Source organism: Agarivorans sp. Toyoura001, assembly GCF_005405585.1.
GTDB lineage: Bacteria > Pseudomonadota > Gammaproteobacteria > Enterobacterales > Celerinatantimonadaceae > Agarivorans.
The window spans coordinates 51674-74227 of the sequence record NZ_BJEQ01000020.1 but is presented as its reverse complement, the minus strand read 5'-3'; the positions used below and the strand labels follow the sequence as shown (position 1 = coordinate 74227).

The following is a 22554-nucleotide window of genomic DNA, read 5'->3' as shown; positions in this document are numbered from 1 at the left end:
CAACAGCATACCTTTATACTTTGAATGCCGCTAAGCTCTGGCCTTGCTCATTCGCAATGGCCGCAACTTGGTCAGACTGTACCGATAACTCGTCGATTTGTGACTGACGCAATTGGCTTTGTTTTACCAAATCATCCACCGCTTGATTAACATGATGACTCGCTTGATTTTGCTCAGCAGTAGAGCGGGAAATATTAACAGTTTGCTGTCGCACAGTAGCGACGGCTTGCTCAATATCATTCATTGCGATAGATAAATGCTCACTCAATTGCTGAGTTGATTGCATCTCGTTCTGACAAGAGGCCATCGACTCCCGCGCTTTATTGGTCGCATTATGCAGTGTATTGATCATTTCACTAATTGAATCGGTTTGTTCACGGGTTTGCCCCGCCAGTTTACGCACCTCATCCGCAACCACCGCAAAGCCGCGCCCATGTTGCCCTGCTCTAGCCGCTTCTATGGCTGCATTTAACGCCAGTAAGTTAGTGCGTTCTGCAATACTGTTAATCACTTGCACTACTTCACCCACTTGGTCTACTTGCTGATCTAACTCACTCATTCGTTGCGAGTTACGTTGCATTTTGTCGGCCAAACCTTGTAGATGCGTACTAGTACTCTCTAGGGTTTGCTTACCTTGTTCTGCAAGTTCAGCCGACCGCTGGCTATCTTGCTCTGCGTCATTTCCTGCACTGGCAATATCCCCCATAGTCGTATCCATTTGCACCACCGATGAGGCGATTAAGGCAATCCTATTTTCTTGCTCGGCGAGTTGCTGTTGTTGGCGGTGAGTAATATTAGCGCTTGCCTCTGCGGCTTGCTTAAGTTCGATGCCTCGGGCGCGTAGTTGAGCAATATTACTACGGTTATGCTCGCTGGCTTGGTTAAGCCAACTTGCTAACTGCCTAAACTCTCGTGGACTAGACACTGGGCAACTATGAGTAAAATCACCTTGTGAGAGCTTATGAATAGCTTCGCCTATTTGTTTAACACGGCTACGCACCAAACGAACAATGGCGATACACAAACCAACAAAAACCATAATACCTACCGCACTCAAGGCCAATAACAAACGCTGACTATGCAACATAGTTAACTGCGTATTCTGGGTGGCATTTTCGATAATAGTTACACCTTCTGCTAGTAGCTTTTCTAAATGCAATTGCAGATTATCGAGCGGTTCAGACAAGCTGGATATATCTTGTTGAATAGCGAAATTTAGCTGTACTTGCTTTGCTTGTAAGCCAAATAATCCAGCCTCGATGACAGCACCTTCAAGTATATCAATGGCCATAGACACACTGGGGAAGTCAGCTAACTCAGGGTTGTCTTTAAGTAAAATATTGTAGTTAAAACGCAACCTTGAAATGTAACTTTGCATCTGCTTTAGCTGGGTTTGCGCATTATTTGGATCTTGAGTGGTAACCAGTTGCAATTGAGCGTTCATTAAACTGGCCGCATCAGCAATAAATGCGTCATAGGCCATTTTAGATTCCGCGATATCGGCAAACAATATCGGCACTAATCGAGACATTTCATCGCGAGCAGAACCCATAGCATAAAGCACCAAACCTTGACTAGATACAACCTCACTCTGTACCTCTAAACGTTGCTCGACACGAGTAAGCAAACTTTGCATGTCTTGGTCTAGCTCCGCCACGCTCTCTGCTATGCGCGTTTGATCATCATCGAGTAAATCTAAGGCTTGGCTAAAGTGAGTAAATACACTTAGCGCCGTCACTAAGGTGTTTAACTCAGAATCAAACAGCGCTCGCTGTTCGGCAAAGGTCTCTGGATTTTGGCTACTAATGGTATTTCTTAACTGACGGTCGAGCTGCAATGCCGCTCTGTCAATTTGCGCAGCCAGCTCTGCAACGGGTAAGGCTTGTTCATCAAGCTGCTTAAAAGAGTGGCTTAGCTGATTCATCCCCCACAATGCAATCATCACAATACCTAAGGCAATGGCAAACTGCAGAGCCATTGATAAGGCAAGTTGATGTACCAAAGTGAGTTGATTCTTGAAGGGCTGTTTTAAAAACATATTTAGTTACCGCTGGAGATCCGCGGCCATTTATAGGGGAGCTTTATGACATTTTTATTAACCCCACTAAGACATGATATTAATCGTACAAAGGCTTGATTAAAATTTGCCAAAGGTGGCAAATAGGCAATAAAAATCATCTCAACGTGAACAGGCTCATGCACAAAAAAAGCAGTCAGCCTGTGAGGGTATACACTTATAGAATCAATACTCTTTAAAGCAACCGAGCGTTTGAATGAAACAAGCTGGTTTTACTCTTTTGGAACTCATGATAACCATTGCCATCGCGGTTATTTTACTTGGAGTAGGTGTGCCCAGCATGAATGCGCTCTTTCAATCAATGGCGGCCGATGCCTCTACCAACCGTATGATGCGAGAGGTTCGTTTTGCTCGCAGCCAAGCCATCAATCTAAACCAGCGGGTAGTTGTATGTGCTTTGCAAACCAACAATAGCGACTGCGGTGGAAATATGAACGCAGGATTAACGGTATTCGCCGACGACAACAGTAATGGAAAATTAGATGCAGGCGAAAAAGTATTGTTAGCTGCCGAGCCATTTTCCGATGCGGGAAATACCAGCTTTAAAGGCTCTGTCACCTCACTGTCTTTTGCCAGTGATGGTCTTATTGCAGGTAACTCTGGTAGCTTATATTTTTGCTCTAATGACAATCAATATATAGACGGCGTTGTGGTATCAAAAGGCGGTAACATTCGCTTTGTTGTTGATAGCGAAAAAAACAGCTGCCCAATTTAAAACCCAAAGGCTGTTAATACTGCAGTTCAGCAAAGCGTGTATTGGCAATATCAGAGCTAAAGCTATCATTAAACTCAACACATTCAAATTCAACAATACCGCCAAGCTTTTGAACCGTGGGCTGGTGTTCGGTATATCGCTTTTTAAGTTCCTCGCTAATCGCATCGAGATTACTCAAACCTTTAGGGCTAGCAATAATGACTTGGTCTATACCATTGCTCCCCGCCATATAACATTTAACCGTTTTGCCCCAACTGCTTGTTGCAGACAGTGTAAGCACCAAAAATATAAGTAATTTATTCATATAATCACCAGCAATCAGCATTCGCATTTCCCTGGGCATCAAGCGCAGTTTTTGCCCCTTCGTCATCTATAGAAAAACTTCGGCAATCTTTATCTGCAGTACTTTGAGAACCCTGAGCAGTTGCTTTTACCGTAAAAGTGCTGCTCGCTGACGAAGCCGTTAACGTAATAGAGTAGTAGGCATTTTCGGTGTTGTAGCTGGTTGCGCCGGAAGCGGCCATCCCCAAAGCAGCCAGGGTAGAAGAGTACTCTGCATTATCGGCATAATATTGTTCTTGAAGTACCGCCAAAGTAGCCAGTTCTTTCATTGCTTCAGTGCGGCGAGATTCAGCAACAAAAGAAGTATATGCGGGATACCCCACCGCCGCTAAAATAGCCACAATGGCCACTGCAATCATTAACTCAATCAAGGTAACGCCGAGTATTGAACGTTTCATTTAGCCCTCATCAAAGTAAAAATAGATTTGTTTGGGACTCATATCCATATTGGCTTCACGTGAGCCTTCTCGACACGAACCAGTTTGCTCACAGGTATGCTGCTGGTCTTCGTCTTCATCATCAAACTGTAGGTCTTCGCCAGGGTCGCCCCCAAATACACGAATCACCGACTCGCCAGATTCGTCTTCTCCTGAGTGAATAATCAAATCATCCGGTACCTTGTTATCTACATCGTAGTAACGGCTATGATTGATACTGGTGCCAATATGCATACTGACACCGTAAGTGCGCCCAGTACCAATCGTAGGAATGGTACAGGTGGTTGAGTTGGTGGTTTCTGGAATAAAGGAGGTGAAATACAAGTCGCCGCCTAGTACTAGGGCTGCCCCCAAAGATTTCTCACCATCTTCAACAAGGTTATGTACCCAGCCTTTAGACGCCCCTAGTGCAATAAGCTGAGTCTCTATTGCGGTTTCATCAGTTAAGCTACCGATAGGGTCACTGGTTATGTTGTACAAATCACTACTCGTAATTGCAATCGGCTGCTCGTTGTCATCCAAGGCCGTGAAATTTGTCGATTGCACGTTATAGTCTCTAAACATATAGAAGCGATTGTTTACCCCGTCGGGGTCTTTGTCACTGACCGGTTTAGTTCGGTCTCCTGTGCCAATTAATACCGCATCATAAGGGATCTGCTGGGAGTCGGTGATAGTGACTTGGTCACTACCTTGACCAGTGGTCACCCGAGTAAGTTTTTTGAGGTAGGTTCTTACAATTACCGGCTCAGTGAAAAACTTCCTCTTATCGGTAAGCACGGAGTCATCGCTAATCTTGGCCAAGGCCGTCATCTTCCAGTTATCTTCGTCGTTAGAATGTAAATCTATCCGCCAAAGCTGACCGCCCATATCACCAAAATACAAACGATCAATGTTGCCATCACCGTCGCTGTCTAAACTGGCAACTTTTGCTGGGACGCTATGTGTTAGCCGATCATCTTCGCTATTGGTTAGGCTCCACACTAAGCTGCCATCTAGGGCATCTACAATAAAAACGCCTCGCCCTTTGTCATCTATAGCCGGATTGCTTAAATCTTGGTTTACGTCATAACCAGCACCAAATATCACTACCGGATTAGTGTGCCCCGGAACATAACCAACAGTAGGTTGCGACCAGCTTTGACCCAGCTCCGACATTCCAGTGCTTGAACTGTCAATCTTCCAAAGCATTTTGGGTAAATCGGGGTGAGTAAGGTCCATGGCATAATATGCATCTCCCCCTCTGCGCAAGCCAGTAAATACCAGCACCTTATCGCCGCTAGTGCTGTATTTTCCATCATTATCGGTATCTTTTAAGAACACTGTAGGTGTTCCATCCACCCCGTAAACATGTTGCGAACTGGCAATATTATTTCGCAGGGTTAACTGCCGGCCTAAAAGCTCATAAGGAAAAAAAGCCCAACTTTCTGTAACGCTAGACCCCGTATCCTTAAACATATGTATTGCACCACCATTGGTCCCAACCAATATACGAATATCCATGTCATCAGGGTCGGTACTACTCGCACTGGCCCCACTACGCAGGCCATAATTAATCACTAATGGTCGAGAGTGCAGTGGGTCGCCCATCAAATCACTGCGAATAGTTGTTAAGCTATCGCCATCATCATTGTCAATGTCACTACCTCGTATCCAATTAATGTGATCAGATAAAGCGGTTTCCACCACCCCAAGATGATTAGCTAAATTGGCACTAGTGCTTGCTCTGGAGACAAGGTTAGTTGAGTTAAGGTTGGCGAAATTGCCACTATTGCTTTGATTGAAATAAACCATGCGAGCATCGTTACTGGCTAAGCTATCGGCCACCCCACCAAGCTCAACATTGTTTCCATCTTTTACTGAGGACCAAAAGGTTTTCGCTTCATCAATAATCGAACCGTCAGCACCAATTGCTGGATTACCATTTTGGTCCACCATGTAGCCTTCAGCAGAGAGTTCGAGTTTCTTCAGGTTTCCTCGCCATCGAGGGGTTAGCGAAGGTTTAAACATCGCATAATAAACTCTATCTAGCGTTCGAGTGCGGTCGAAGTTATTGCTAGTCACCGCAGGAGAAACCAGCGATGAGTTTTCTTCGTAGATACCAATGAGTGCTTGGCGCAATGCCGACTCCAACTCCACCCCGCCCTCTGCAGGGTAAAAACGACCCTCGGCATTTTCGGCCGTTGCAATCAACATCGCAGAGCCACCTTCAATAACATCTTCACCAAAACCAATAGTAGAAATTTTAGCGTACTGGCGCCCATCTACATCGCCATTGATGTCATTGGTATTCATCCATTTGGCCAGTACGGGTAAATATGAACTGGCGCGATTGTCGGTTTCTCCAGCGTCTGGTTCTTCACCATATTTTACTGGGGAGCTCCAAGTACAAGCACTAACAGTAGCCGCACCATCACACCCTGCCACACCGTTAGTATTAATTGGCAAACTGCCTACATTGTCATTTTCTTCTGCATCAACGGTTGGCGTCCCGTCTGTGATATAAATAATGCTAATTGAGCTATCACAGCCAACTTCGTAAGGTGTTATGTAACTGCCCGAAGATTCGATAGAGGTATCGCGATTATTGGCCCCACTTGGCCCCTCTAGGCCATACACTACAGTTTCTCCGGCAAAGTAACGCTTGGCTTCCATAAGCGTCTCAACGAGAGGCGTGCCGCCATCGGCATCAAGCTCAACCACGTCAGTAATCAAACCATCGTTATTATCCGCGGCTTGAATCCTTCTAATCACTCGGCCACCGTGGTTAGATGTATTAAATACCATCAAACCAAAGCTCACGCCGTTGATAGTGTCGAGCGCATTAGCCAGAGCTTCTTGAGCAATCTCAATTCGTGGCCGCGTAGTTGTGGCGTCAGAATGATGATACCAACGAAGGTAATTGGCGCTATATAAAGTAATTAGGTACCCATCATCAAAGCTATCTTTGGTAGTTTGTTCTGCATCGGTTTTATTCAGTGTATAAAAATCTTCGGTATTATTAGAAGCGCCGTTGATGGGGTAACCTTGAGGTGCATCAACATAGGAATTGTTGCTTTCTCGATATTGGCCAGGATTAATGGTGGATACCACTTTATCAACAAAACTGCCGTCTGATTCTTGAAGTTTAACGGTAAATGCTCGTGGGTCACCGCTCTCATCCAATAAACGACCATCACTAGCATCACTGACTAATTCATAGTCATCCATACAATCAAGCACGGTGTAATTAGCACCGTTGTTCAGCCGAACATTATCCCAAGATCCAGTGCCACCTTGTACCCGATGCTCACGAAAATAGCCGGTAAAGATGCCATTTTTAGCAAGCGCTTCGTATGAGGCTGCACAGTTGTTGATGTCCCAAATAAATCGGCGGTCGTCGTTCGCACCCGTAGGGATATATGAGCCATCTACGCCATTAACCGTAAAGTAAATAAAATCGTTATCTAAGCTATTTTGTGAGCTCACAGCAACGGGGTAATCTTGGTAACTCAGGTCGCCACTGCTGTCGCGATTGTAGCCTTGGCGGGTAGTAATATTCCACGCCATACTGCCAGAGGTATCAAAGATAATCAGTACTTTAGGATCAGCAGAACTTAAGCTATTAAAGTCGAATAGAAACAATTCAGTGTCGTCTGCCCATACAGGGCAAGTTACCGACATTGTGCACAAACAGGCAAGCAGCCCCGACCTTAAATGACCATTCATCTGCTCTCTCCTTTTATGTATTGATTTGGCTTATCAAGTGCAGTTTATGATTCACAATATTGGCTGCTCTATGCCCGCTGCGATGGATGTGGATGCTCGATTAGCCTTTCCATAATTTTTGGTAGCATCAACTCGAATATAGCGACATTGGGTAATAGCGTTGTTGCTGCTGGCACTAAAGCTGCGGGCGCATACGCTATCTACGGTATGGATTAAGCTGCCGCTCGCCCCAGTAACCATTGTAGATACCGCCATCGACGCTGATGGCGCCATCGAACCAATAACGCCTTGTAAGTTTGGCTCCCATATCAACTGATTCATTTCTCCCTCTAGGGAGTGCTCTGCACCCAAGCGATCCCCCATTGCCGACACGACTTTTAAGCCTTGGTTAGCGGCGCTTAATAACACTCCCCCTAAAAAACTTAAAATAAGTAAGAACAACATGGCGACAAACAATGCTGCGCCTTGTTGGCGAAAGTAGCGAAGGCCGTGATTCATTAATACACCATATTCCTAAGTGACACGACGGACTCAAATAGGGCCCGACGATAATGATCGTTAGCAGCTGCTACCGATACGTCACCCAACTCATAGCTGTTTTCATTAGTATAGTTTTGATCTTCGGTTAGAGAGCGCACCAGTAAAAATACCTTCGCACCAATGACTCGCCCTTCACTCCACTGCTGGGGAGAAACGTTGCTAGCAGCCACAAAATCGTTAATTACTCCGTCTTTACTAGTGTCTGTATCCACGCCAAGCAATACCCGCATCCGCTCGATTCCCTCCACCAATGGGCCTGAGCCGAGTATTTGCATACCGCTATTGTTATCTAGGTACAACTGGCGTAACACTGGCAAGCCAGATTGCGCACTAACGTCTAAGTAATAAACAATGTGTTGATACTCCCAAACCTGTCGCCCCGGCATGGCAACCTCAGTAGGCCAAGTATCATCTTTGGTAAAGATTTGTGAACTGGCTGTGTTTGCAGCAAAGTAATAGCGGTCCTCGTCTAAATCCGCGGCACTTTGTATCGGAGAGCCAATGACTCGCTTTATACCAATAACATCAGAATCGGTAATCAAATCACTGCGCGAGCTTACGCAAGTGTATTGCCCATCCAGTGAGTTAGCGGCATTCACTTGACCAACAAATAAAGCACTAAAACGGCCATCGGTAGACGGAAACGAGCCTTCGGGGGTGGCGCCAACCCAGTCAATGACGCAATCGTTGGCGGCGCTTATATCGGTAGCAAGGAGTGTAACGCCGGAGCCACGCACCATAGGGTTACCGGTATACTCGCCAAAAAATCCCACCATGCGTAAATCTCGAGTGATTAGATGCATAGCAATACGACCACTCTCCATCATTTGCTCGCTGTGATAGGTAGATTCGGTGGTACGTTGCGAGGCAACTAAAAAGCTGCCAATGCCTGCGGTAAGAAATAAGCCAATCACAATCGCAATCAACCATTCAATGAGCGTGAAGCCGCGCTGGTTAAATAGCTTCATGAATTGACCCTAGTATTTAACGCCATTTTCCGACGTTTATCGGACTGAGCGCCACAGTTAGCAGTGACCGAGTTAGCGCTGGTAATCCCGCTAAGAGATTGCCGAGATAACCAAGTGACAACTACCGTTAAGTCACCGTTAGCCGCTAACAATACGCAACCATTGGGTTTCACTAGCCCGCCTTTTGTGCCCGCAGATTTAGCCAGCAATCCATACTCCCAATGGTAAAGATCGTAATTAACTACATCAGCTAAACTGCAGTCGGCCATTAAACCGCTATTTTCCGCGCAGGTAGGCTTGGTTCGTGTAGCTTGACCTTCACCAACAGTGACGGTAGCGGGGTTGTTAGCTTGCCAAGCAATATGATTTAAGCGCACGCGTTCGACCATGTCTTCGGCTAAAAGCATCGCCATAGTACGTTGATGGGTTTCAAAACTTGAGCGCTTAGCAACAGCTTGCATAGCAACCACTGCCAGCAGTCCAATAGCCAAGATAAAAGAAGTGATAACCACTTCAATGAGGGTAAAACCGCTTTGGTGAGGTTTTGAGTAGATGTGCATCGCTATCTACCTATTCTTAACACTTAAAAAATGTTCGATAGGGGTAACCTAAAGAGTTGACCAAGTCTTTAGGGTATAGCGCAAAAAAGAAGGCTATGCCTTCTTTTCTAGATTAAATGAGAGATAACTCAATTAGTTAGTTTGAGTGACTCGTAACTCAGCAGGAACTTCAAAAATGGTGTTTTCTTCACGCCCCGGATTTTCTACAACAGTCACACCGCCCATGGCTTTTAAACCTGATACTACTTCTTGAACCAGTATCTCTGGGGCAGATGCTCCAGCGGTAACACCAACCTTAGTATCATCATTAAACCACTGGCAGTTAATATCGCTAACGCCGTCAATCAAGTAGGCTGCCGCACCCGATTTCTCAGCTTTTTCTCGCAGGCGATTTGAATTAGACGAGTTTTTAGAACCCACCACTAATACCACATCAGATTTCTCGGCTAAATCTTTTACCGCGTCTTGGCGGTTTTGGGTCGCGTAGCAAATATCATCTTTACGTGGACCTTGAATATGCGGGAAGGTTTCTCGCAAGGCATCAATGATGGCAGAGGTATCATCAACTGATAAGGTGGTTTGCGTACAGTAAAAAAGTTGCTCTGGCTTTTTAACACTTAAGCTGGCGACATCGTCTACTGTTTCTACTAGGTAAATCCCACCATCAGCGTTGTCGTATTGGCCCATAGTGCCATTTACTTCTGGATGACCATGGTGACCAATCAATACACATTCGATGCCTTTGCGGCTAGCTCGAGTAACTTCCATATGAACTTTAGTCACTAGCGGACACGTTGCATCAAAAATCTTTAAGCCACGCTGTTTAGCTTCAGCACGCACCGCTTGGGATACGCCATGAGCACTAAAAATACAAATACTGCCTTCTGGTACGTCGCTAAGTTCATCAACAAACTCGGCGCCGCGTTTACGCAGGCCGTCCACCACATAGCGATTGTGAACCACTTCATGGCGAACATAAATAGGCGCGCCGAACATTTCCAAAGCACGTTCTACAATAGAGATAGCGCGGTCAACACCAGCACAAAAACCACGAGGATTAGCTAACAGTATTTCCACTATCGATCCTTAATTAACCGCTAAAATTTCTACTTCAAAAATAACCGTTTGCCCAGCCAGTGGATGATTAAAGTCCACTGTCACTGAATCACCGGTCACTTCACGCACAATACCAGGAATTTCGCTACCGTCAGGTTGAGCAAAAGCAATAATACTGCCTTCTTCTGCGGGGGCTTCGTCGCCAAATTTACTGCGCTCGAAATACTTAATGTTGTCTGGATTACTTGGGCCAAAGGCTTGTTCTGCACTGAGTTCAAATTGGCTTTTATCGCCAGCTTTTAAGCCCTCTAAACACCTTTCAAAACCTTCGGTTAAGCTTCCATCGCCCACTACCAGCTGAGCTGGCTTAGGGTAATTGTAAGTGCTTTCGGCAATCGATCCATCGCTTAACTTCAATACAAAATGAAGTTCTACTTTGCTTCCTTGCTGAATCATTTAGCGTCCTTTGGCTGGGGCGAGAAAATGCTGTCGAGCACCAATAACACAGCGCCTACACAAATAGCAGAGTCAGCTACGTTAAAAGACGGCCAATGATAGCTGCCTACATAAAAATCTAAAAAGTCGATCACGTAACCAAACACCACACGGTCAACTACATTACCAATGGCCCCCCCCAGCACCAAGGCGTAAGCAATCGCTTGCCACTTTTGATTGGCAGGGGTTTTCTTCATCCACCACAGCAATAAGCCACTAACAAAAATAGCGATAGCAGTAAAAAACCAACGTTGCCAGCCACCAGCATCACTTAAAAAGCTAAAGGCTGCACCGTAATTGCGTACCGATACTAAGTTAAAAAATGGAGTTACTTCTACGCGCTCGTATAAATCAAAAGTTTTAGCTATTGCTAGTTTAGTGATTTGGTCAAGTGCAAATACCACGACACTCAACCACAACCAACGTAAACCAGTACTGCTCGTTTTATTCGCTACTGCTTCATTATGCATAGTGACGAGACTCACCTTCACCCGCTACGTTGGTAACACAACGGCTACACAAGCTAGGATGCTCTGCATTTTGACCAACATCTTCGCGGTGATGCCAACAACGGTCACATTTCTCACCGCTGGCAACTTCAACAGCCACTTTAAGGTTGGCCAATTCGGTAACGGCCGCGTCAGCAGTTGCTTGTTCTAGCGGCTGTAAGCTCACACCAGAGGTAAGTAATACAAAGCGAAGTTCATCACCTAACTGAGTAAGTACTTGTTCTAGCTCGCTATCGACATACAGCGTTACCTTCGCTTCTAAGGTGCCACCAATTTTCTTATCACGGCGCGCTTGCTCTAGGTTCTTGTTCACCTCATCACGAATAGTGATTAATTGTGCCCAGAATGCATCATTCATGCTGTTGTCTTGGGCTAACGGTGTTAAACCTTCATACCACGTTTCAGTGAATACAAATTCGTTACGCTCACCAGGAAGAGCTTGCCAAATTTCGTCGGCAGTAAAGCTTAGAATTGGCGCAATCCAGCGGGTTAATGCTTCAGCAATGTGGAACAGTGCCGTTTGGCAAGAACGACGCGCTAGACCATCTGTTTTAGCCGTGTACTGTCGATCTTTAATAATGTCTAAGTAGAAGCTACCTAGCTCGATAGAACAGAAGTGCATTAACTTCTGGTATACCACATGGAATTGGTATTGCTCGTAAGCTTCTACAATCTCTTGTTGAACTGCAGCAGCACGCCCTACTACCCAACGATCAAGCTCGACCATATCTTCAGCAGCCACTAAGTGCTGCTCAGGCTCAAAACCAGCCAAATTAGCTAATAAGAAGCGAGAAGTATTACGAATACGACGGTATGCGTCAGCACTGCGCTTGAATACTTCATCAGACACGCTCATTTCAGCGGTGTAGTTAGTAGAAGCAATCCACAAACGTAAGATGTCTGAACCCAATTTGTTCCAGATATCTTGCGGCGCAATACCGTTGCCTAAAGATTTAGAAAACTTATGGCCGTTAGCATCAACCGTAAAGCCATGAGTCAATACTTGTTGGTATGGTGCTTTGCCGTGCATCGCTGTTGAGATCATCAATGATGATTGGAACCAGCCACGGTGTTGATCTGAACCCTCAAGGTACATATCGGTAGCTTGACCATTAAACTCTGCACGCGCGTCTACTACGCTTGAGTGGGTCGAACCTGAGTCAAACCATACATCTAAAGTGTCTTCTACTTTACGGTATTGATCAGCTTCAGCGCCCAACAATTCGGTAGCATCTAAATCCCACCATGCTTGAATACCGGTTTTTTCTACTCGTTTCGCCACTTCTTCCATAAGCTCTACTGCACGTGGGTGAAGCTCATTAGTTTCACGATGCACAAATAGTGCAATTGGCACGCCCCACGTACGTTGACGAGAGATACACCAATCTGGGCGGTTCTCTACCATGCTTTCGATACGGCTTTGGCCCCAATCAGGGATCCACTGGGTCTTCTCGATTTCTTGCATAGCCTGCTTACGCAAACCATTTTGATCCATGCTAATAAACCACTGCGGCGTAGCACGGAAAATAATAGGTGTTTTGTGGCGCCAGCAATGTGGGTAACTGTGGCGGTATGCATGATGATGCAATAAGGCGCCAGTTTCTTTTAGCTTCTCAACCACATTGTCGTTGGCTTTAAATACGTGTTGGCCAGCAAAAAACTCAGTGTCAGATAAATAAACACCGTTGTCGCCCACTGGGTTGGCGACTTCTAGATCGTATTTTTGGCCAACAGCAAAATCTTCTTGGCCGTGGCCAGGTGCGGTATGCACACAACCAGTACCTGATTCCGTAGTAACGTGGTCACCTAAAATAACCGGTACTTCAAAATCGTAGAACGGGTGCTTAACCTTAATCAGCTCAAGGGCTTCACCTTGACAGTAACCTAGCGCATTAAAGTGGGTCGCGCCAAAACGCTCTACACATTGCTCCATTAAGTCACGCGCTAAAATTAAGCGCTCTTTACCGGCTTCGGTTTCAATTTGCACTAGTACATATTCTAAATGCGCGTTCACCGCTACTGCACGGTTAGCCGGTAAGGTCCAGGGAGTGGTGGTCCAAATTACTGTAGAGATCGGGCCTTCACCAGTAACACCTTCTGGGTGATCGAATTTGGCGAGAACTGCCGCGTCGTCTACTGCTGTGAAACGTACATCAATAGCTGGAGAAGTTTTATCTTCATACTCAACTTCGGCTTCGGCTAATGCGCTGCCACAATCGGTACACCAATGCACCGGCTTAGAGCCTTGCAATAGGTGGCCGTTATCGATGATTTTAGCCAATGAACGGATAATATTAGCTTCAGTACCAAAATTCATGGTTAGGTAAGGATTTTGCCAATCACCTAGTATGCCCATGCGGATAAAGTCTTTACGCTGACCGTCGATTTGCTTAGCAGCATAATCACGACACTTTTGACGAAACTCAGCAGCAGTTACCTTTTTACCAGGCTTGCCAACTTTCTTCTCTACTTGCAACTCGATAGGCAAACCATGACAGTCCCAACCCGGCACATATGGCGAGTCAAAGTCTGACAAGGTCTTCGATTTAATAATGATGTCTTTAAGCACCTTGTTAACCGAATGGCCAAGGTGAATATTGCCGTTGGCGTAAGGAGGGCCATCATGCAAAATAAAGCTCTTTTTACCTTTTTTGGCCTGTCTAATCTGGCCGTACAAATCCTTTTCGTCCCAACGCTTAAGCATTGCAGGTTCGCGGTTGGCTAAGTTACCACGCATCGGAAATTCAGTATCAGGTAAATTAAGAGTATCTTTATAGTCGCTCATCGAATCACTTTTCCAGTCAATTACTCAGCAAGGCCATAGTAGGCTTTTGCTCGCTTAATATCGAGATTCACCTGAGCTTTCAGCGCATCAAGTGAATCAAATTTTTGTTCATCTCGTATTTTTAACTGCGGTTCAACCACTAAGCGTTGACCATACAGATTGGCATCAAACTCAAACAAATGCGCTTCCACCAATAAATCTTTTCCTGCGGCGGTTGGTCGCCAGCCTATATTGGCAATTCCAGAGAATCGATGCTCTGGCTGCCCGTGTACATACACTTTTACTGCAAATACACCATGAATCGGGCAAACATGACGAGCCACCTTTAGGTTTGCCGTAGCAAATCCCAGTTGGCGCCCTAGTTTTTGCCCGTGGATCACTTTGCCACTAAAGCTAAATTTTCGCCCTAATAACTGACCCACGGTATTAAAATCAGAGTCAGCTAAATGCTGGCGCAATAAGGTGCTGCTAACTCGCTGTTGATTCATACAAAATGAATCAGTTGAAGTTAGCTCAAAACCATATTGCTGTTTAGCGGCTTGCAAACTAGCAAAGTTACCTTCTCGGCCTTTACCAAAATGAAAGTCATCGCCTACTGCTAGATACTTAATACCTAACAACTCTACCAATAATTGACGCACAAAATAGTCGGCACTTTGCTGAGCAAAGGCTTGGTTAAAACGCACCACTAACAAACGGTCAACACCCAAACTTTTGAGCTGTTGGTATTTATCGCGAAAGCGGCTAATTCGAGCGGGCGCTTTATCTTTAGCGAATATTTCTAAAGGTTGCGGCTCAAAAATCATTACCGCAGCAGGTAAGCCCCGCTGGCGAGCCTGTTCAACTAATCGTTTTATTACTTGCTGATGGCCTAAATGCACACCATCAAAATTACCGATGCTTAAGGCACAGCCATAATGGCGCGCTTTAATGTTGCGTATACCGCGAATTAACTCCATTCCCGCGCCTATTTCGTCAAAAACCGACGGATTATAGCTTGTTTAGTCCGCAGTTACAGCCCCGAAACTGCTTTTCAAGTGCGCTAATCTTATCCCTAAGCAAAATAGTAAAACTAAGTAGCTGGCAATGGCCGCTGCAACGCAAATGCTCAACTGAATAACGCTGTTGTACCAGTTAAGGGCAAACCATTGCTCAGCCACCGGAGAAAGCCAGTAAATAAGGCCTCCCATGGCAACTGAAGCGAGCACTATGCGCACAATGCACCCGCTAGTGGCTCGGCTCACTTTGTATACTCCTTGCTTGTGCAAGCCCCGATACAATAAAGAAGCGTTAAGCAGAGCCGACAACGCTGTGGCAATCGCCAACCCTACGTAGCCATAAGGAATGGCGAAAATAAGGTTAAAACCCATATTACTCACCATGGCAATGATGCCAATTTTAACCGGGGTTTTAGTATCTTGCCGCGAGTAATAACCGGGCGCTAATACTTTCACTAACATAAAGAATAACAAGCCACCGCTATACGCCATTAAACTGTATGAGGCATTAAGTACATCTTGTTGGTCAAAAGCACCGCGCATAAATAATACTTGAAGAATAGGGTGACCTAACAACGCTAAACCTATGGTGGCTGGAATACCTAGAAAGCACACCATACGCACTGCCCAATCCATGGTTTGTTGGAACTGTTTAGGATTAGCGTCTACATGACGTTGCGACAAACTAGGTAAGATCACCGTGGCGATAGCAATGCCAAATAACCCTAATGGAAACTCCAACAAACGGTCTGAATAATACAGCCAAGAAATAGAACCAGTGACCAGAAAGCTGGCAATAAGAGTATCAAGCAGCAGGTTAATTTGACTGACCGAGACCCCAAATAAAGCGGGAATCATTAAAGTGCGAATTTTTTCCACACCTGGGTGCTTCCAGCCCCAACTTGGCTTGCGTAATAACTTAAGCCTAAATAGAAAAGGCAGTTGAAACAGAAACTGAACCAAGCCACCAAAAAACACGCCCATAGCTAACCCTACCTCGGGCTGCTCTAGCTGCGGTGACACTAGCATGGCGAAACCAATGATCACGACATTCAGTAACACAGGAGTAAAGGCAGCCACCGCAAAACGACCATAAGCATTAAGAATGGCCCCCGATAAACCGGTAAAGGTGACAAACCACAAATAGGGAAAGGTAATTTTTAATAAAAAGGCCGACAGTTCAAACTTTGCGGCATCAGGCCCATCATTTAACCATGAGATAAACCAGCCTGTACCAAATAGGGCAGCAATCAGTGGCGAGCCAATAATGCCAAATAAGGTCACAATGGTCACCGCCAAGCCAAGCGTACCGCTCACCTTGGCAACCAGTTCTCTTACTTCATCTTCGGCACTTTTTTGTTTGTACTCGGTAAGCACTGGCACAAAAGCTTGGGCAAACGCGCCTTCGGCAAATAGTCGGCGTAAGAAGTTGGGGATTTTGTTGGCAAAGAAGAATACATCGGCGGCTACGCCCGCCCCCATCAAGTTTGCTATTACTACGTCTCGAACTAAACCCAATACGCGAGAAATCAAGGTCATACCGCTAACAATAGCGCCCGATTTTAACAAGGTTTTACTCAATGCACTGTCCTGTTGCCAATTTATACAAATTCCTCTGCCCTAACATAGAAAATGCTGGTAGAATCGCGCCACAGTTTACCCGCCTATACAGATCTATGCTACGGCCGTAACGTTTACTTGGCCTTTACGCACTTGGATATTTATAGTTGGTTAAAAATTGTTTGACATAAACATGAAAAACGGGCATATTCCACGGCCTTAAAATTCATAATTCCAAGACAAAGTTCAGGAGTTACACTTGGCTAATATTAAGTCAGCTAAAAAACGCGCTGTCCAAGCTGAAAAGCGTCGTCAACATAACGCTAGCCGTCGCTCTATGATGCGCACTAATTTGAAAAAAGTTATTGCAGCTATCGAAGCAGGCGATAAAGAAGCAGCTACAGCAGCATACCAAGCCGCTCAACCAGTTTTAGACCGTTACGCGTCTAAAGGTTTGATCAGCAAAAACAAAGCAGCTCGTCATAAGAGCCGCATTGTTGCTAAAATCAACGCACTTTAATTTAAAGCGCTTGATAAAAAAAACCGGCCTTGGCCGGTTTTTTTATATCTGAAATTCAGCTAATCAGCACAGTACAGCGCGTGCAGCTGGCCTAACACCGCTTTGGCTTCATCACTAGCCAAAGAATAGAAGATGGTTTGAGACTCTTTACGGGTGCTTACCAGCTTATCTTTGCGTAACCATGCTAAGTGTTGTGATAAAGCAGACTGGCTAAGCTGAACCCGTTGGTTTAACTCCCCTACCGTTAACTCACCTTCGACTAGATGGCACAAAATCATTAAACGGCTTTCGTTAGCTAGGGCTTTAAGGAGCTTTAATGCAGGCTCTGCATTTTTTTGCATGTCTTCTATATTCATCTTTCTACCTAGTGAAGCAATTAAGGCAAACTATACGTGAAATCACTGGAACTCGCTAGCCAGCCGCCTAAGCGGCCAATGCGAAGCAAAGAAAAAAGCCGCTATGTAGCGGCTTTTACTTAGGGTGAGATAGGTTTATTGAGCGATGATTTTATATTGCATAGTGGCATCATTCACTTCCACTATGTAATTGCCTACAACGTTGGTGAAGATGTCTCCACCCGTTTGCTCTAGTACGCCATCGTTATTATTGTCGCCGTAATTATTTGACCAATCACCACTAACATCAAACTTAAAACGTTGCTCATTCTGGCCGTCAAAGCTTACCGTAGTTTGCCAAGTATTATTTGCCACTAAGCTCATTGCCCCAGTTTGCCAGTTGTTAGCCGTTCCTCTAAAGAACAGCTGTTGGAAGTTAGCAGTAAAGTTAGCATTTGGGTCAATCACCTCTACAACAACAGACGCTTTTGCCGTTTTACCGCCGTCATCGGTTACGGTAAGGCTCATACCATAAGAACCTGCAGTAGCGTAATTTACAGTAGTGGTTTCTGTGGTCGCATCATTGCTCCATAGGTAGCTAGCAATGGTGCCGTCACTATCACTAGAACCGGCCGCACTGTAAGTAATGCTTTGGCCAATATCTATTTGAGTAGCCGAGGCACCAATAATGGCCGTGGGAGCTTGGTTAGCATTAAGCTCAGTGATGCTGTAAGCCAGCGTCTGATCATTAACTTCGATTAAATAAGAACCCGTTAGCGTAGTGAAAATATCTCCACCTGATTGCTCTAGCACTCCGTCAGCATTGTTATCGCCGTAGTTCTGCCCCCAATCACCGTTTACATCAAACTTAAAGCGCTGATCAGCTTGGCCATCAAGTTCAACTACTAGTTGCCATGTATTATCAGCAACCAGGTCCATCGCAGTAGTTACCCAGCCGTTTGCTGTTCCGCGGAAATAAAGCTGATTAAAGTTTTTCGCTTTTTCATCGCTTTCCACGCTTAACACAGCGTTAGCAGTTGCTGTAGCACCTTCATTATCAGTGACAGTTACGCTGATGGTTTTGCTTACATCTACCACTACATCAATGCTGCTAGTTGTTTCGCCTGTGCTCCACAAGTAACTCGTAATAGAGCCATCTTCATCACTTGAACCAGCTGCACTCAAGGTAACAGTAGTCCCAGTGGCAACGGTTTGATTCGCCGGAGAAATGTTGGCGATAGGTGCTTTATTTGGCACTACCGTCAGTGTTACCGAGGTACTGGCAGTTTTACCTTTGTCGTCGCTAACCGTAAGGCTAATGGTTTGAGTTTCATTCACCGTGACCGAAATAGACTCAGTGCTTGCACCAGTACTCCAGCTGTAACTGGCAATTGACCCGTCACTATCACTTGAACCTGCACCACTTAAGGTCACCACAGAGCCTTTCGCTACTGTTTGGCTGCTAGGGCTAATAGCAGCTACGGGTGCCGCGTTACCATCTAAACCATCTGGTATACCTGCTGCGATGGCTCCCGAGACAACATTCCAACTGCCATCATCTACTTTGTAGTTTTGACCGCCATTATTATCCCATGTACCGCTACAGTTGTTAGCGACAAACTCTAGTTGAGTACCATCCACTAGGTCTACGGTTAAGCTGTACCAGTTACCACCAACACTTTGCATAGCTTCGCCAGGTGCCACTGTCCAAGTTACCGCACCATCAACGGTGTAATGCAAACATACTTGCCCCCAACCGCTGTTGTCTTGATAGTACACCGTTGAAGTAAGAGACTGACCAATAATACGATAAGTCACACTGGTAGAGGCTTTTTGACCCACGCTATCGGTCACAGTCACCGACACAGTAGTACGTTCATTTAGCGTAACTGTAATTGAAGGGGTAGTTTCACCAGTGCTCCATAAGTAACTAGCAATTGGACCTTCTTCATCTGAAGAGCCTGCAGCACTTAAGGTAACAACGGTACCCAATGCCACTTCTCCACCAGTAGCATCTATATTGGCAACAGGGCGTTTATCTCCCACTACCACGCCATCAGTAAAGAACATGGCTTCGCCAGCAATTGCGCCATTAACATCTTCAACTGTTTTACCGCCCACCGAACTAAACTGGCCAGCACCTACGTAAACTTGTTGAATCTCAGAACGAGTCACATTGCCTTTGCTATCTGTTGCTTCAATGTAGTAATCAAGCAATTGCTCCTGGTATTGGTCAATGTAGCTGAAGTACAAGTTACCAATTTCTTGGGCAGGTACTACATCAAACATTTCTTTACCAGAAGGCTGCCAAGTCACACCATTGATATCGCCACTTAAGTCGCGTTCATTCATGTCAAAGCTTTGCCATTCACCTACACGCGATGGGTCAACATTTGGATCGCTGCTGTGAGCACTTGGATCGTACAACTTAAAGGTTTTATCGGTTGCGGTCGCCCACTTATCTTTGTGAACACGTACCTTAACTTTAATATCTTGAATGCCATTTACGTCATAACCATAGGTGTAAATAGCAAACTTAGTATCAGCGTAAACCGTCGCCCACCCTTCAGCCTTACTTGAGTTGGCACTACCAGGATTGTAAGGGTAGCGCTGAGGCCACCAAACAGACGGGCCGGTTTTATCTTGGCTCAAGTTGGCATCTACATAAGGTGTAGTGAAGTGCAAAGACTGATTAAACGAAATGGTAGGTTTTACCCCGTCATCAACGTTTTCGTCATAATAACCAAAACCTGAATCAATAGATGCTAGCAAGAAATACCAACCTAATTCAGCTGGGTTTGCACCACCGGCGTAGTTGTTTCCGGCATCACCTTTAACAGGGTAAGACATCATCCACGGGTTTAACTGGTTACCTGGGTAGGTCACTTCGTTATCACGCGCGGTGCTTGGGCTCCAATGGTTAGGGTTATTGTCTAACCAGATTTGCTCAGCTGTTTTTGCGTAGTTTTCTGCCGCTTGCAGTAAGGCAAAGTTACGCTCTAGATAATGATAACCTAGCTCTAGCGATACCATATGCTCGCGAGTGGCGACAAAATCAGTGCCATTGGCAGTATTAAAATCAGCCATTTGGCCACGCCACACACCCACTGGAATATGCCAGTGATACCACGTTGGATCAGCAGATGAATCTCGAGTATCAATCCAAGAGCCATCTTGTACGTGAACAATGTCATCCGCAGGAATTGGGTAAGCTTTTAGATATTCATCCACCCCCATACCGCGAACCGAACTGTCTGCATAGGTTACGTTACCTGAGTTGGCCCAAGTACCGCCGTCGCCAGCACGTCCAGATGAGTTATCGCCATCGTGAGCAATAGTGAAATACTGAGTTCTACCAAGCGATGCTGCGTCACCTTCAAATGCTTTAAGCACATCAGCAGTTACAGAGCCTTGGTAGCCCTCTTCCCAAGAACTCGCTTGCTCTACCGGAATACCCGCCACCTTATGCTGCTCGCCGGTATTAGGATCTACGTATTGCACCCAGTGCGGAATAGAAGCAAAAGGGAATTTATTGTAGGTAACCTGCTGCTCATTAAACATGTGCAGTTCAGTCCAAGCACCAATATCACTAACGTTTTGTAAGTCGGCACGGTTAGGTGGTGAGATTAAGGTGTCTTTACCCGGGTCGTTTAGGTAAGGGTAATCACGTAAGGTACGCGAGTAATGCACGTTACCTAATACTGACCACTCAATGCCTAACTTGGTCAATACCGGAATAATTCGCTCAGAAAAGCCTAGCTCTGTTGGGAAGAAGCCTTTAGATGATTTAAATGAATCACCTAAGAAATAATCTTGAGCCAAAGTAACGTTTTGATAAATCAAATCTTTTAAGAAATAGTCATTACCCACCAAAGGCCCCATGGTGTGGTGACCAGAGAAGTGGATAGTGTCTAGAGCATTAAAACCACCGCTGGTCTTAGTACTGTTTTGGGTATCACGCCAATAAGCACCCCAGCCCAAATTGTAACCGTCCAAATTACCTAACTCGCCAAAACTCTGCACGTTGTTAATCACTGATGCTGACATGGTGACATGCGTTTGGCTTTGAGGATGATTGCCGTTGTTGCCTTTGGCCGTATCCATTGGCCAACTTAAGTAGGCACCTTTTTTAGCATGATGCTGATAATAAGAGACTAAATCGTCGTGCGGCATTGGGGCACCGCTACCGGGAATATAAAACGTGTAGTTAGCTGGAGGACTATTCTTGAGGTTAATGACTTGGCCGTCGTAGGCATAACGAACGGGGTCGCCTACCGACAAACCTTCATATTGACTTACATCGTAGTACGGCCAAAAATTTGGCATATGATTATGATAAATATGAGTCGCTGCAATTTCCGCCTGCGCAGAGATCGACGCTGCCACCATACTTATGGCAAACACCTTTTTCATGATTTGCTTCCTTTCCCGCACTCGTGGCTTAAGGCCACTCATACGCTTACTCGCTGTTAAAAATACAGAAGCCAAACATGGGAACGTTTAGTGTTAACCGATTTATATAACCCTACTACTGTTTGTTTCTGCGCTCAGATACCTTACGGCATCACCCACTAAATCAGGTTGAGATATACCTATAATTTAGCGAGGCCTCTGTACTACAGCTCAGTGCCATGGCGAAAAAACCCTCCATAACAGGGAGTTACCAGAAACATTTTGTGTTGGTCGTTATTGCCAACAATTATTATTCTATTGAGCGCAATAGCAGCTATTGCTTAGCCTATTTTGCTAAAGGCCCAAATATTGTTCTGTATTTTATAAATAGCAGAGTAGCGCTTGGGAGGTGAATAATTAAGCAAGATAAGCGCTAAACATGCGCGGCTTCAAATAATGCTCAAGGTCAAACCAAAATATTTGATATTACTCACAATAAGAAAAGTGTTTTAAAACGGTATATTGTTTCGCTTATTCAATAAATAATATTAAATAATTTT

Annotated in this window: 17 protein-coding genes; 2 read left to right on the top strand and 15 right to left on the bottom strand. The window is 45.3% G+C overall.

Annotated features, from left to right (window positions below; genetic code table 11):
* Positions 1-13: 13 nt before the first annotated feature.
* Positions 14-2038: a methyl-accepting chemotaxis protein gene (locus FFR00_RS18610; RefSeq protein ID WP_137674919.1), complete on the bottom strand. Its 2025-nt coding sequence runs from the start codon at positions 2036-2038 to the stop codon at positions 14-16.
* Between the two features lie 235 nt (positions 2039-2273).
* On the opposite strand from FFR00_RS18610, the gene FFR00_RS18605 reads away from it, so the two are divergent.
* The gene (locus FFR00_RS18605; RefSeq protein ID WP_137674918.1) at positions 2274-2792 is read left to right on the top strand and encodes a GspH/FimT family pseudopilin; all 519 of its coding nucleotides are present in this window, start codon (positions 2274-2276) and stop codon (positions 2790-2792) included.
* Between the two features lie 13 nt (positions 2793-2805).
* Here the strand turns inward: FFR00_RS18605 and FFR00_RS18600 are convergent, their stop codons facing one another.
* The 12 genes from FFR00_RS18600 to murJ form a co-directional block, all read right to left on the bottom strand.
* Positions 2806-3096 (bottom strand): hypothetical protein, encoded by a 291-nt coding sequence (locus FFR00_RS18600; protein ID WP_137674917.1) that lies wholly within the window; start codon positions 3094-3096, stop codon positions 2806-2808.
* Between the two features lie 4 nt (positions 3097-3100).
* Entirely contained in the window at positions 3101-3532 is a 432-nt protein-coding gene (locus tag FFR00_RS18595; protein WP_137674930.1) for a type IV pilin protein, read from the bottom strand.
* Positions 3533-7276, bottom strand: a complete 3744-nt coding sequence (locus FFR00_RS18590) for a pilus assembly protein (RefSeq protein WP_137674916.1) — start codon at positions 7274-7276, stop codon at positions 3533-3535.
* Between the two features lie 51 nt (positions 7277-7327).
* A complete protein-coding gene (locus FFR00_RS18585) occupies positions 7328-7774 on the bottom strand; it encodes a hypothetical protein (RefSeq protein WP_137674915.1) in 447 nt (148 codons plus the stop codon).
* Positions 7774-8784, bottom strand: a complete 1011-nt coding sequence (locus tag FFR00_RS18580) for a PilW family protein (protein WP_137674929.1) — start codon at positions 8782-8784, stop codon at positions 7774-7776. The genes FFR00_RS18585 and FFR00_RS18580 overlap by 1 nt, the downstream gene beginning before the upstream one ends.
* Positions 8781-9344: a type IV pilus modification protein PilV gene (gene pilV, locus FFR00_RS18575; protein WP_137674914.1), complete on the bottom strand. Its 564-nt coding sequence runs from the start codon at positions 9342-9344 to the stop codon at positions 8781-8783. Before pilV ends, FFR00_RS18580 begins: the two co-directional genes overlap by 4 nt.
* 132 nt (positions 9345-9476) lie before the next feature.
* Entirely contained in the window at positions 9477-10421 is a 945-nt protein-coding gene (gene ispH, locus FFR00_RS18570) for a 4-hydroxy-3-methylbut-2-enyl diphosphate reductase (protein WP_137674913.1), read from the bottom strand.
* A gap of 9 nt (positions 10422-10430) precedes the next feature.
* On the bottom strand, positions 10431-10856 hold the full coding sequence (gene fkpB / locus FFR00_RS18565; RefSeq protein WP_137674912.1) for an FKBP-type peptidyl-prolyl cis-trans isomerase: 426 nt from the start codon (positions 10854-10856) through the stop codon (positions 10431-10433).
* Positions 10853-11365 (bottom strand): signal peptidase II, encoded by a 513-nt coding sequence (gene lspA, locus FFR00_RS18560; protein WP_137674911.1) that lies wholly within the window; start codon positions 11363-11365, stop codon positions 10853-10855. Before lspA ends, fkpB begins: the two co-directional genes overlap by 4 nt.
* Positions 11358-14189, bottom strand: a complete 2832-nt coding sequence (gene ileS, locus FFR00_RS18555; RefSeq protein ID WP_137674910.1) for an isoleucine--tRNA ligase — start codon at positions 14187-14189, stop codon at positions 11358-11360. Before ileS ends, lspA begins: the two co-directional genes overlap by 8 nt.
* Positions 14190-14209: 20 nt before the next feature.
* Entirely contained in the window at positions 14210-15148 is a 939-nt protein-coding gene (gene ribF, locus FFR00_RS18550) for a bifunctional riboflavin kinase/FAD synthetase (RefSeq protein ID WP_137674909.1), read from the bottom strand.
* Between the two features lie 42 nt (positions 15149-15190).
* Positions 15191-16768, bottom strand: coding sequence for a murein biosynthesis integral membrane protein MurJ (murJ, locus tag FFR00_RS18545; protein ID WP_137674908.1), 1578 nt, complete (start codon positions 16766-16768; stop codon positions 15191-15193).
* A gap of 238 nt (positions 16769-17006) precedes the next feature.
* Here murJ and rpsT point away from each other — a divergent pair, with 238 nt between their 5' ends.
* A complete protein-coding gene (rpsT, locus tag FFR00_RS18540; RefSeq protein WP_137674907.1) occupies positions 17007-17267 on the top strand; it encodes a 30S ribosomal protein S20 in 261 nt (86 codons plus the stop codon).
* Between the two features lie 59 nt (positions 17268-17326).
* On the opposite strand, the gene FFR00_RS18535 is transcribed toward rpsT, so the two are convergent.
* The gene (locus FFR00_RS18535; RefSeq protein WP_137674906.1) at positions 17327-17623 is read right to left on the bottom strand and encodes a metalloregulator ArsR/SmtB family transcription factor; all 297 of its coding nucleotides are present in this window, start codon (positions 17621-17623) and stop codon (positions 17327-17329) included.
* Positions 17624-17758: 135 nt separating this feature from the next.
* Positions 17759-22015, bottom strand: coding sequence for a PKD domain-containing protein (locus FFR00_RS18530; RefSeq protein WP_137674905.1), 4257 nt, complete (start codon positions 22013-22015; stop codon positions 17759-17761).
* Positions 22016-22554 lie beyond the last annotated feature (539 nt).

Excerpts from the sequence above, each read along its gene's own strand:
- FFR00_RS18605 (WP_137674918.1), top strand. The coding sequence starts at position 2,274 with ATGAAACAAGCTGGTTTTACTCTTTTGGAACTCATGATAACCATTGCC.
- FFR00_RS18595 (WP_137674930.1), bottom strand. The coding sequence starts at position 3,532 with ATGAAACGTTCAATACTCGGCGTTACCTTGATTGAGTTAATGATTGCA.
- FFR00_RS18585 (WP_137674915.1), bottom strand. The coding sequence starts at position 7,774 with ATGAATCACGGCCTTCGCTACTTTCGCCAACAAGGCGCAGCATTGTTT.
- FFR00_RS18600 (WP_137674917.1), bottom strand. The coding sequence starts at position 3,096 with ATGAATAAATTACTTATATTTTTGGTGCTTACACTGTCTGCAACAAGC.
- lspA (WP_137674911.1), bottom strand. The coding sequence starts at position 11,365 with ATGCATAATGAAGCAGTAGCGAATAAAACGAGCAGTACTGGTTTACGT.
- ribF (WP_137674909.1), bottom strand. The coding sequence starts at position 15,148 with ATGGAGTTAATTCGCGGTATACGCAACATTAAAGCGCGCCATTATGGC.
- FFR00_RS18590 (WP_137674916.1), bottom strand. The coding sequence starts at position 7,276 with ATGAATGGTCATTTAAGGTCGGGGCTGCTTGCCTGTTTGTGCACAATG.
- FFR00_RS18580 (WP_137674929.1), bottom strand. The coding sequence starts at position 8,784 with ATGAAGCTATTTAACCAGCGCGGCTTCACGCTCATTGAATGGTTGATT.
- FFR00_RS18535 (WP_137674906.1), bottom strand. The coding sequence starts at position 17,623 with ATGAATATAGAAGACATGCAAAAAAATGCAGAGCCTGCATTAAAGCTC.
- ileS (WP_137674910.1), bottom strand. The coding sequence starts at position 14,189 with ATGAGCGACTATAAAGATACTCTTAATTTACCTGATACTGAATTTCCG.
- FFR00_RS18530 (WP_137674905.1), bottom strand. The coding sequence starts at position 22,015 with ATGAAAAAGGTGTTTGCCATAAGTATGGTGGCAGCGTCGATCTCTGCG.
- FFR00_RS18610 (WP_137674919.1), bottom strand. The coding sequence starts at position 2,038 with ATGTTTTTAAAACAGCCCTTCAAGAATCAACTCACTTTGGTACATCAA.
- fkpB (WP_137674912.1), bottom strand. The coding sequence starts at position 10,856 with ATGATTCAGCAAGGAAGCAAAGTAGAACTTCATTTTGTATTGAAGTTA.
- pilV (WP_137674914.1), bottom strand. The coding sequence starts at position 9,344 with ATGCACATCTACTCAAAACCTCACCAAAGCGGTTTTACCCTCATTGAA.